The 10,711-nt window shown below is 61.3% G+C and carries 9 protein-coding genes and 2 pseudogenes; 5 read left to right on the forward strand and 6 right to left on the reverse strand.

Going from position 1 to position 10,711, the window contains the following annotated elements:
• A pseudogene (locus VFL62_RS03900) lies at nucleotides 1-467 on the reverse strand (HlyD family secretion protein); the annotation flags it as partial.
• 175 nt (nucleotides 468-642) lie between these two features.
• On the opposite strand from VFL62_RS03900, the gene VFL62_RS03905 reads away from it, so the two are divergent.
• The gene (locus VFL62_RS03905) at nucleotides 643-1,278 is read left to right on the forward strand and encodes a TetR/AcrR family transcriptional regulator (protein WP_325171065.1); all 636 of its coding nucleotides are present in this window, start codon (nucleotides 643-645) and stop codon (nucleotides 1,276-1,278) included.
• 170 nt (nucleotides 1,279-1,448) lie between these two features.
• Here the strand turns inward: VFL62_RS03905 and VFL62_RS03910 are convergent, their stop codons facing one another.
• Nucleotides 1,449-3,599 carry a methyl-accepting chemotaxis protein gene (locus VFL62_RS03910; RefSeq protein WP_325171066.1) on the reverse strand — a complete coding sequence of 717 codons (2,151 nt, stop codon included), beginning with the start codon at nucleotides 3,597-3,599 and terminating at the stop codon, nucleotides 1,449-1,451.
• A gap of 408 nt (nucleotides 3,600-4,007) precedes the next feature.
• Between VFL62_RS03910 and VFL62_RS03915 the strand changes: the two genes are divergently transcribed.
• On the forward strand, nucleotides 4,008-4,964 hold the full coding sequence (locus tag VFL62_RS03915; RefSeq protein ID WP_325171067.1) for a helix-turn-helix domain-containing protein: 957 nt from the start codon (nucleotides 4,008-4,010) through the stop codon (nucleotides 4,962-4,964).
• A gap of 65 nt (nucleotides 4,965-5,029) precedes the next feature.
• On the opposite strand, the gene VFL62_RS03920 is transcribed toward VFL62_RS03915, so the two are convergent.
• The gene (locus VFL62_RS03920) at nucleotides 5,030-5,245 is read right to left on the reverse strand and encodes a DUF6894 family protein (RefSeq protein WP_325171068.1); all 216 of its coding nucleotides are present in this window, start codon (nucleotides 5,243-5,245) and stop codon (nucleotides 5,030-5,032) included.
• 261 nt (nucleotides 5,246-5,506) lie between these two features.
• Between VFL62_RS03920 and VFL62_RS03925 the strand changes: the two genes are divergently transcribed.
• The 3 genes from VFL62_RS03925 to VFL62_RS03935 all read left to right on the forward strand — a co-directional run bounded on the left by VFL62_RS03925 (nucleotide 5,507) and on the right by VFL62_RS03935 (nucleotide 8,018).
• Nucleotides 5,507-6,238, forward strand: coding sequence for a Crp/Fnr family transcriptional regulator (locus tag VFL62_RS03925; RefSeq protein ID WP_325171069.1), 732 nt, complete (start codon nucleotides 5,507-5,509; stop codon nucleotides 6,236-6,238).
• Nucleotides 6,239-6,659: 421 nt separating this feature from the next.
• Nucleotides 6,660-6,959 carry a hypothetical protein gene (locus tag VFL62_RS03930; RefSeq protein ID WP_325171070.1) on the forward strand — a complete coding sequence of 100 codons (300 nt, stop codon included), beginning with the start codon at nucleotides 6,660-6,662 and terminating at the stop codon, nucleotides 6,957-6,959.
• Between the two features lie 147 nt (nucleotides 6,960-7,106).
• A complete protein-coding gene (locus VFL62_RS03935; protein WP_325171071.1) occupies nucleotides 7,107-8,018 on the forward strand; it encodes a hypothetical protein in 912 nt (303 codons plus the stop codon).
• A gap of 298 nt (nucleotides 8,019-8,316) precedes the next feature.
• Here VFL62_RS03935 and VFL62_RS03940 read toward each other — a convergent pair whose 3' ends face one another.
• From VFL62_RS03940 to VFL62_RS03950, 3 genes and pseudogenes are all read right to left on the reverse strand, one after another.
• Nucleotides 8,317-9,048, reverse strand: coding sequence for an ABC transporter ATP-binding protein (locus VFL62_RS03940; protein WP_325171072.1), 732 nt, complete (start codon nucleotides 9,046-9,048; stop codon nucleotides 8,317-8,319).
• Nucleotides 9,045-10,178, reverse strand: coding sequence for an ABC transporter permease (locus tag VFL62_RS03945; protein WP_325171073.1), 1,134 nt, complete (start codon nucleotides 10,176-10,178; stop codon nucleotides 9,045-9,047). Before VFL62_RS03945 ends, VFL62_RS03940 begins: the two co-directional genes overlap by 4 nt.
• Before the next feature lie 90 nt (nucleotides 10,179-10,268).
• Nucleotides 10,269-10,711 (reverse strand): annotated as a pseudogene (locus VFL62_RS03950) (hypothetical protein); the annotation flags it as partial.

Genomic DNA, 10,711 nt, shown 5'->3' on the forward strand with positions numbered 1-10,711 from the left:
CCATCATCGATCTTGAAGACGACGTCGCCGGCATGCACCACCGAATTATCGCGCGGCATGATCGCCGCAATGTGCCCGGACACCCGCGCCCCGAGCACGGTGTTGTTGGTGCGCACATAGGCATCATCGGTCGAGACGTGAAAGCGGCCGACCAGGAACCAGTGCACGCCGTAAGCGGTCGCCGCCAGCGCCAGCAGCGCCACCGCGCCAAAGAACACGGCCTTCTTTCGGGCCCCGGCCTTGGCTGCCGCCGGTGCTGCGATGGCCTTGCGAACCGCGGGCTTTGCGACCGCGGGCCGGTCCGTCACCTCATGGGCACGGCGAGCGGAATCGCCGGAAAGCTCCGCGCGGATGGATTCGGCTATCTCGGCAGACGTCTTTTCCACAGAAGCCCTCTGCGCCGCCTCGCTCCCGGCAACTTCCTCCTCGCGCAAAATGCGCGCGGCCTGGTCTCTCGCTGCGGCCATCGCCGGCCCTTTCCAAATGTAATGCTGACAAAGGCCAGACGGGGGCCTTAGCCGGATCCGTTAAAAGTATTTTGACCGAACGGTTCGGTCAATATATATCTTACCCCCGGTAAGCTACTGGGAATACCCTTCGGAGTTGTTTCGATCTCCCCCTTTCGACTGAGAAGCTAAACCAATGGTTGCAGATAACCCGACTCCGCTCCACCTGGTCGGTGAAGCTGATTCCTCCAAGCGCCGGCAAATCATCGACGGCGCCCGCAAGGTCTTCATGGATTTGGGCTTTGACGGCGCCAGCATGGGCGAGATCGCGCGCGCCGCCGGCGTCTCCAAGGGCACGCTCTATGTCTACTTCGCCGACAAGAGCCGCTTGTTCGAGGCGATCGTCGAGCAGGAAACCCTCGAGCAGGGCAAGCTCAGCTTCAACTTCGATCCGAAACGGGACGTCACCACGACGCTGATGGCGTTCGGCCAAGCTTACATCCAGTTGCTGTGCCGGCCGGGCGGCGGCTCGGCGATCCGCACCGTGATGGCGATCGCCGAACGGATGCCGGACGTCGGGCGGACCTTCTACAACAACGTCATCGCGGTCACGATCGGACGGCTGACCGCCTATCTCGAAGCGCGGGTCGGCCTCGGCGATCTCGTGATCGACGACATCCCGCTGGCGGCGACGCAATTCACGCAGATGTGCCAGGCCTCGCTGTTCCAGCCGTTCATCTTTCAGGCCGCGCCGGCGCCTTCGCCCGAGCGCATCAAGGAGGTGGTCGCAAGCGCGACGCGGATGTTCCTGTCGGCCTATGGGAAGAAGTGAGGGCGGCAAGTCCATTGCATCATTTATCCGCCCGTCATCACCGGGCTTGACCCGGCCATAACGAAAGAACTGAACCGCGACGCACGTTCACGTCCACCGCATCCTGCACCCAACGTTGCGACGACCGCGAAACGTCCCTCCTATCGAGGCGGGACGAGCGCGGCGATCGGTTACGCGGCGCGCACGTTGCCGAGGAATCTATCGACTTCCGCTTTCAGCCTGGTGCTTTCGTTGGAGAGTGACTGGGCCGCAGACAATACCTGCGAGGATGCCGAATCGGTTTCGGTCGCACCCCGCTGCACGTTGACGATATTGGCGCTGACCTCCGCGGTACCGGATGATGCCTGCTGAATATTGCGGGCGATCTCCTGAGTTGCGGCACCCTGCTCCTCGACCGCAGCGGCGATGGTGGAGGAGATTTCGGACAACCGCTCGATCGTCTTGGAGATGTCCTTGATTGCGGTCACCGACTCTTCGGTCGCGGCCTGAATACTGGAAATCTGCTGGCTGATTTCTCCGGTTGCTTTCGCGGTCTGCTCGGCAAGCGCCTTGACTTCGGAAGCGACGACGGCAAACCCCCGGCCGGCGTCGCCTGCGCGCGCGGCTTCGATGGTGGCGTTCAAAGCCAGCAGGTTGGTCTGACCGGCAATCGTGCTGATCAATTCGACGACGTCGCCGATCCGTGAGGCGGCTCTGGACAGTTCATTGACGCGTTCGTCGGTCACGCGGGCCTGCTCGACCGCTCCACTGGCGATCCGGTCGGCTTCCTGTACCTGCCTGCTGATCTCGTTCACCGACGAGGTCAGTTCCTCGGTCGCCGACGCAACCGATTGCACGTTGGTCGAGGCTTCCTCAGAGGCCGCAGCCACGGTCGTCGCCAGTTCCTGGGACCGGTTCGCAGTCGAGGATAGCGAGGTCGCCGAGCTCTCGAGCTGGTGCGAGGCGGACGAGACGGTGTCAATGATGTTGCCGACTGCGCCCTCGAACTCAGCGGCCAGGCTCGCCATGTCGGACTTGCGGCGCGCCGCCGATTTCCGCTCAACGGCCTCAACTTCGTTGGAATTGAACCGAACGATGGCCTGCACATTCTGCATGTTGCGCAAGGCTTCGCCCAGTTCGTCGTCGCGCTCGACGACAATGCGGTTGTCGAGTTTTCCCAGCGTGATGTTGAGCATGGTATCGTTGAGCACGGCAAGCGGCCGCATGATCGTGCGAATGATGTGCATGCCGATAAAGCCGCCGGCCGGCAGACCAACCGCAAGCAGGCAAAAGATCAAGATGACCGTGACAATGTAGCGGCTTGCGGCGTTGTCGTACTCGAGCTTGGCTTCCTTGATCTGGATAGCCACGAGCTTGTCCAGATCCTGCTTGGCTGCGGCGAAGAGTTCGCCGGCCTTCCCCGCCAGGGACCGATTGGCTTCGTCGAACTTGTTGTCGGCAATCAGGGCGAGCGCAGGCTTCACGGCACCGTCCAAATAGGTGGCTCGTTTTGCCGCAAAACTGTCGGCAGTTGCCTTCTCTTCGGCCGTCAGAGAGGTCGCCATGTAGTCAGCCCAGACCTTCGATATCCGCTCGCTATTGCCCCGAACCTTGCCGGCAATGTCGCCAACCGGCTGGCCCGTACGCCCCTTCTCGACTGCCTCGTATTGAATGACCGTGTTCTGCAGCATGCGGTCGCTGATCTCGAACAGCTGGGCCAACGGCAAAGCGCGGTCCTGGTAGATGGATTCCATCCCCTTGTTGCTTTGCCGCATCGCCCAGATGCCTGTCATTGCCGCAACCAGCGTGAACACGGACAACAGGCAGACCAGAGTGACCAGCCGCGCCTTCACCGTTCCGGTGAAGAAGGACAGACGGTCGAAGATGGAGCGGCGCCGAATCATTCCGCCACTGATGCGGTAGTCCTGCGCCTTGTTGTCACGCAGCAGCGCGTAGACCTTGTCGGCCTCCGCGCGCTGATCGGCGGGGAGCTTGGTACGAATCGAGGTATAGCCGGTTATCTGGCCGTTCTCACGCAGCGGAGAGGCTGTCGCCAACACCCAATAGAAGTCGCCGTTCTTGCGCCGGTTCTTGACCGCGCCCGCCCAGGGCTTGCCGGCCTTCAGCGTATCCCAGAGATTCTCGAACGCCTCCGGCGGCATGTCGGGATGGCGAATGATGTTGTGAGGCTGCCCGATCAGTTCGGCCTCGGTGAAGCCCGCTGCCTCGAGAAAATCGCCGTTGACGTAGGTCAGCTTGCCCTTGAGGTCGGTCCGGGAAACGATCAGCGTCTCATCGGTAATTGGATATTCGACGTCGGTAACGGGAAGGTTCTTGCGCATGAAAGTGGCCTCAAGGAGCGCTAGGCGCGTGAAAGATTTTCAAATGCAACCGCCCGAACGGTCGCGACACCTCTCAGTTTCTTTTCCGAACCGATTCGGGCAAAGCAGCAGCGTTACTGTGTTATGAAAAGGTAGGATGGAAATGATTTCGAACTGGAGAATTTGACTATCCAAATTTGGCAACTCGACTTGGAATAAAAATTTGGCGGGTTTGATCTGAATCAATGCCCGCAGTTCTACGGAGGTTCTTGCTGTGTATTTGCACAACGTGACCGTTCACCCGCCTTCGTTGATGTAGAACGCCGAGACGTTTACCGGCGGCATAACGGTGAGGATCCCGCAAGATCCGCTCGTGGTGCAGAAATTCCGGTCAGTTGCGGCCGCACTTCCTTGTCAATGTCTGAGGAAATGGCCATGACAGCGCGTTGGCTGACGCCATCGCCAATCTTGAGCACCGAGCACTTTAGAGATCCCGACAGCTATCGTGCCTACGACGTGCTCGGCGGCGGCACGTCGACCCCACTACGGCAAACCGGATTTTCGCTCTCGCGCGCCATTCTGTCGCTTCAGGACGGCATCTTCGTCCTGCAGCGCTCCTTCGCTCGGCGCCACGAGGTAAACTTGGGGCCCGGCCAGGGAGCGGGCCTGCTGGTTCCGATTGCATCCGAGTGCAACATCAACGGCACGAACATCGATAATTCGACAATCGTCTTGCTGCGAGGCAAGACCCCGGCCAGGGTGATTGAGCAGCATCCGAACACTTATCTTATGCTTCGCTTCCATTCCGACATGCGCCATCGCGGTTGGCCGAACGATGACGCAGCGCTGCAATACGTCCATTTGAACGATGAGGGCATGCAGCGCCTGCGTGCGATCATCCTGGAAACATTTTGCGCGGCCTCGATAGCCGGCGACGGAATTCGACAATTCGAGGCACTCAGCCGCCCGATTCGGGAAACATTCATTGCTGCTCTCGACGAAGCTCTGATCACGACTTCCGCGCTGCTGACCCGTCCGGGAGCATACGGCAAATACCGCAAGATCATCGAGGAGCTGGACGAGCACCTCGACCTGAGCGGCAGCGGACCGACCTACAGCGACGAATTGGCTCGAGCCTTCGGCGTCTCCGTGCGAACTCTCCAAACTGCGATGCAAATGGTTCACGGGATGAGCCTGCATCGATATCTGCGTCTCAAGCGCATGTGGGCCGTGCGCAAGCAGCTTGCGACCGGACACACAGGGCTTACGGTCAAGGCCGCCGCAGCCGCCGAGGGCTTCTGGCATATGGGGCAGTTCTCAAGGGCTTACGAATCGTTCTTCGGCGAACTGCCCTCCGAGACGCTGGCGCGGGCGCAACATCGCTGAGATCGCGGTTCTATCCGCCAGATCGCTGACCGGCCTCGACAGCCAGCCGGCAAACCCGTGGAACCTCAGCGCAACTTTTGCGCGGCGATGCTGATCAAATAAAGCGGGCCATCCGCATCCCTGACCTCGACCATCCATTTGCCGTTCGGCTCGAGCGTGTCCTCGATATCGCGCGCCAGCCGCTTGGCCGACAGCCAAGCCTGATGCTCATCGCGAAGTTCTTCTCCAACGTTATCTTCGTGGGGCCTGCCGTTCGAAATGCGAAAGAAATAGCGTGACATGCTGGAAGCTGGGTTGTGCATCGGAAACCGATGCGCTGCATAGGTTGTCCACTTGGGATGCAATTAACCTGCTTTAATTTCGTTCCGATCCTGCCGAAATCGCGCCGACCTAACATTTGTTGTGTTACGGCAGAGCAGACGCGGGACTCTCGCACGGCAAAATGTGTGAGCGCGGCCCAGCGCTTAACCTTTGTTAGGAACACCGCATTTCGGTTGTGCTTTCTGGCACCCGCGCGCGCAATCGCGCGGGGGACCCTTGAAGTGACCAGCGACACAATCATGGCGCCGCTTTTCCTGCGCCTTCAAACAACCGCCGGCGCCAGACCCGAAGACCTCACCGCCCTCAAGGCGCTGCCCCTTACGCTTCGTCACTACCGCTTGAACCAGCCGATCCTGCGCGATGGCGACCGCCCGAGCGAATGCAGCCTGGTCGTCGACGGATTTTGCGTTCGTTCCAAGACCATCGCCGACGGGCGGCGGCAGATTCTCTCGATTCATATTCCCGGCGATCTGCCCGACCTGCAAAGCCTCCATCTCGCGACCATGGATCACGATCTGGTTGCGCTTTCGGATTGTACGCTGGCGATCATCGCCCATACGGCGCTGAAGGATCTGATCCGCAGCCAGCCGACGATCGGCAATATCTTCTGGCGCGACACGCTGGTGGACGCCGCCGTCTTCCGCGAATGGATCGTCAATGTCGGACAGCGCGCGGCCCACAACCGCCTGGCACACCTGATCGTCGAGCTTCGCGAGCGGCTTCGACTGATCGGCTATGTCGTGGACAACACGTTCGCGATGCCCCTGACCCAGGAGCAACTGGGCGAGGCGATGGGCGTGACCAGCGTTCACACCAACCGCATCATTCGCCAGCTCCGGGTCGACGGCGTGCTCGAATTCCAGCGCGGCACGGTGACCATTCTCGACGAGGACAAGCTCCAGGAGCTTGTGCAGTTCGACGGCCGCTACCTGCACGGCTCGCCATCGGCCTGAGGGCAGGCCGGGCCTTTTCCGGCCGCGTTGAGGGCCCAGGCGGCGGCGGTTGATCGCAAATTGCAACCAACCGCGCCGATGTTTGTTCTTTCCTGCAACAGAAGGACATCAGGCATGAAGCTTAAAACGATTGGCTTAGCGAGCGCATTCACCTTGACAACCTGCCTCGCATTCGCCCAGCCCGCCCCGATCGGCAGTTCCGCCACCGCCGGCAACGGCGCGGTGATCAACCGCGGGCCGGTCACGACGGTCGGCGAGGACCTCGATTTTCGAACCAATCGCGCTTACGCCCCGCGATGGGCGGCGCGCCATCGCTACGCGAGGTATCGCCACCGTCACCTCGCTGAACACAGGCGTTAGCGCCAGGCCCGTCCAACGCCTGTTCGCGGCCGCGTTGGCGCGCGCCGATTGAAGACCGAGGGTGCGGCGTCACCGCCGCGCCTTTGCGAAGACGTTTCCAAAGGAGACCGACGCGATGAAGATCATCACCATGGCCCTGGCGCTCGGCGTTCTCGCGCTCTGCACCGTCGACAGCGCAGCGGACGCCAAAACCAGGCGAGTATGGATCTACACCCCGCGCGGATCATGCGGGCCTCCCGACTACACGATCGTGCCGCGCTATTGCTATGACCCGAGGGACGATCGGGTCGATACCAGTCCCTATGCAAAACCGGTCGCGCCCGTGTACGGGCTGCAATACGGCGGACCAAGCGGCTGGTGACGAGACCGCGGCGGCGAACGCCTCCGCCTCGCGAAAGCAAAGGGCGAGGCCCGGCTACGGCTCTTGGCTCATGTCGGACACGGCATGTGTCAGACATGGCATTTGCGGCATCCCTCCACTATGCTGGCCGGCAGCAGGGGGAGCCACATGCAGAGATTTTCAATCAGCCTGACCTGGTCGATTTGCCTGGTCGGTTTTCACGCCATGATCGCAGCGCCGGTTTGCGCGAAAGAATTCAAGGTACTCTCGGAGCAGACCACCACGGGCTTCGGCCATGTCGAATCGGTGGCCTACGATCCCAAGGCCAAGGTGCTCTACACCTCCGACTTCGGCCCCGACCTCAAGCCCGGCGACAAGGACGGCAAGGGCAAGATCACCAAGGTCTCGCTCGATGGAAAGATCATCGAGGACGGCTTCCTGCCCGCCAAGGGCCAGACCCTCAACAAGCCGAAGGGCATCTGGATCAAGGACGGCCGGCTGTGGGTCACCGACATCGATTCGGTTTGGGAATTCGATCTCAAGACCCGGAAAGGCCGAAAGCTCGATCTGCCGGGCATCGTTTTCGCCAACGATGTCGCGGTGATCGGTGAAGCGCTTTTTGTCAGCGACAACCGCTCCGATCAACTGGTGCGCGTCGAGCCCGCCGACTTCATGGAAAGGTTTGCCGCGCCCAAGATCACGGTGCTGTTCAAGGACAAATCGATCTTTCCAAACGGGGTCTATCCCGGCAAGAGCGGCACCCTGCTGATGGTCGGCTTCAAAGGCAAGGATGAGCCGCGCGGCATCTATTCGATGGCACCCAACAAGGACCCCGAGCTATTGTCCGACAATATCGGCATGCTCGACGGGCTCTACATGACGAGCGATGGCGATGTGCTCGCAACCGACTGGATGACCGGGTCGCTATTCCAGTGGAACAAGACCACGGGCGTGAAAAAGCTGGCGACCGATTTCAAGGGGCCGGCCGACTTCTGCGCCTTCCCGAATGACAAGGGCCTGATGGTGGTGGTGCCCGACCTGGTCAAGGGCGAACTGCGCTTCGTGCAACTCGGGAAATAGGCAAGCTGCGTCGCAGCCATTTGATCGCCGCGCTTCGCAAAAAATCCAATTCAGTTCGCGACTCGTGACAATCGTTACCTCTGTCTGCGTTGCAGCGTATGCCACGGCGGGCATCGGCTATGTTGCACGCTATGATCTCGGCTTTTCACGCTATCAAATTCGCGGCGCGGCAAGTAGCGATCGCACTCGCGACCGCGACGTCAATCGCTCTTCTAAATAGCTTCGGCAAAAATCGACGCGGACCCGATTGAGCAGTCAAGCGCCGAGCTTCCGCGAATGATCGCAAGCCGGGTCGGCTTCACGGCCAGGCCGCCGCCTTCGGCAGCCGCAGCGGACCGGGATCTTCAGACTTCTGTTCGACCAGAAGACCGTCCTCGATCTTGATGATGCGATCGGCGAACGGAACGATGCGGGGATCGTGCGTCACCACCAGAACCGCGCGGTCGCGCTGGTGCGCGGCGTCGGCGAGGATCTGCATGATGGTGCGGCCGTTGTCGCTGTCGAGCGCCGAGGTCGGCTCGTCGGCGAGAATGACGGAGGGATTGGCGACGAAGGCTCGCGCGATCGCCACCCTCTGCTGCTCACCGCCGCTCAAATGCTCAGGCCGCGATTTAGCCTTCTGCTCGAGCCCGACCAGGGCGAGCGCCTCGCGCGCCTTTCGCGCGGCCTCCCGGCCATGGTGACCGCGAATGTCGAGCGCAAGCTGGACATTCTGCCGGGCGTTCAGGGTCGGAAACAGATGATAGGACTGGAACACGAAGCCGATATGGTCGCGCCGGATTCTGGCAAGCGCTTCCTTGTCGGAATCGGCGGTCGGCGTACCACAGACCGTCACCGTGCCCGAGCTCGGCGTCAGCATGCAGCCGAGGATCAACAGCAGCGTGGTCTTGCCGCTGCCGGACGGCCCCATCAGCAGCGTCAGTTCGCCCTTGCGCAAGTCAAGATCGATGCCGCGCAACGCCTGCACCTGACCAGCGCCCTTGCCCAGCGTCTTCTTGACGTCCCTGGCTTCGATCAGAACGTCATTCATCGCATGAACACCGAGGCAGGATCGATACGCACGACACGGACGATGGCGATCAGTCCGGAGGCGATGCACATGATGATTGTCAGCACCAGAAGCGCCGACATCAGCCATGGCGTGATCACGATCGGAAGCGCACTCTTCTCGGTCAACCTGACCACGGCAAGGCCGATGCCGGCGGCAATGATGAAGCCGATCACCGCATTGAGCAGCGCCTGATAGATGATAACGCCATAGATGTAGTTGTTGGACGAGCCCATGGCGCGCAGCGTGGCAAACTCGGCCAGGTGATCCTTGGTCGAGGCATAGAGCGTCTGCGCCACGATCACGGTGCCGACGATCGCCCCGAGCAATGCGCCGGCAAACAGCGCCGCACCGGCCCCGGTGCCGAACAGCCAGAACGAGCGGCTGCGCTTTCGGAATTCGTCCGAGGTCAGCACCTCGGCGTCGCCGATGCGGTCACGGATCGCCTGGATCGCCTTGCTGCGATCCGCGTCCGGCTTGAGGCGAACCATCAGATCGCTGGCGCGGCTTGGCAGCGTACCGGTATAGAACCGCGCATCCTTCTGATCGACGAACACGTAGGGCGTGGTGGTGAAGGAGCGGATGCCGTCGGTCAGCGCCACCACCTTGACCTTGTGCCCGCGGATTTCGGCTGATGCATTCAAGCCCTTGATTCCGAGCCGGTCGAAATAGCTGCGGTCCACCGCGACCGTGCTCCACTTCGAGAGCTCGCGGGCATCGCCCTCGACCACGTTCCAGGGCAATAGCGCATCCGCTTTCACGTCGGCCCCGACGATGAACACCGGCGTGACCTCGCCGGATTCGGCGCGCCAGTCCGAAAAGCCGATCACCAGTGGCGTGACGGAAGCAACGCCATCCACCGACGTGATCTTGTCGCGCAGCTTGATATCGAGAACCGAAGGGTCCTCGAAACATTTCGCGCCCTTCGGCACCACCCAGAGGTCGGCGTTGCCGTGGTCGATCATCGTGGTGACCATCTGTCCGAAGCCGAAGAAAAGGCCCATCTGGACCATCACCAGCACGACCGAGAACACGATGCCGACGAGCGTCGCGACAAAACGCAGCCGGTCATGGAAAAGATTGCGCCACGCAAGCGTCAAGACGAGGCTCATCTGGAGCTCCGATTCCGAAGGTCGCGCTTCATCGCTTGCGACCTCTGATGCGAACTTTGGAATCAAGAGAGCTCGAGCAAATTCGCCGCACTATCTGTCCTCATCCCCTATGATGACGGCAACGGCGGCCTCCTGCGCAACTGCCCGAGAGCGTTGCGTAGGCGCGCGGACCGGCTTGCGGCCTGCCGCCTCCATCACCATCCCAAAGCCTGCACTTGTCGCCCAGCTCAGCATCATCGCACTCGAAAACACGATCATCATCTTGGCCGGTGCGTTCAGCATAAGGTCGACCAGCGCATATTGCAGCCAGAGTACGATCACATAGTGCACGAGATAAATGCCATAAGCATGATGCGACAATTGGTCGAGCACGCGGTCGGGCGCGCGCAGGAAACGCAGCGCGATGCCGAGATAGGCCAGAACGCCGGTGACGCAGGCAAAGGGGAAGGCGAAGGCGGCCGCCAGTCTGGATGACAGCGGACTGGCTTGCCAGTCCGGCAAGGTCAGCGACGTCAGCCCTCCCCAGGCCAAAA

Source organism: Bradyrhizobium sp., assembly GCF_035701725.1.
GTDB lineage: Bacteria > Pseudomonadota > Alphaproteobacteria > Rhizobiales > Xanthobacteraceae > Bradyrhizobium.

Bases quoted from the DNA above. Each gene is read 5' to 3' on its own strand.
- VFL62_RS03915 (WP_325171067.1), top strand. From the start codon at position 4,008: ATGGCCATGACAGCGCGTTGGCTGACGCCATCGCCAATCTTGAGCACC.
- VFL62_RS03920 (WP_325171068.1), bottom strand. From the start codon at position 5,245: ATGTCACGCTATTTCTTTCGCATTTCGAACGGCAGGCCCCACGAAGAT.
- VFL62_RS03940 (WP_325171072.1), bottom strand. From the start codon at position 9,048: ATGAATGACGTTCTGATCGAAGCCAGGGACGTCAAGAAGACGCTGGGC.
- VFL62_RS03905 (WP_325171065.1), top strand. From the start codon at position 643: ATGGTTGCAGATAACCCGACTCCGCTCCACCTGGTCGGTGAAGCTGAT.
- VFL62_RS03945 (WP_325171073.1), bottom strand. From the start codon at position 10,178: ATGAGCCTCGTCTTGACGCTTGCGTGGCGCAATCTTTTCCATGACCGG.
- VFL62_RS03935 (WP_325171071.1), top strand. From the start codon at position 7,107: ATGCAGAGATTTTCAATCAGCCTGACCTGGTCGATTTGCCTGGTCGGT.
- VFL62_RS03910 (WP_325171066.1), bottom strand. From the start codon at position 3,599: ATGCGCAAGAACCTTCCCGTTACCGACGTCGAATATCCAATTACCGAT.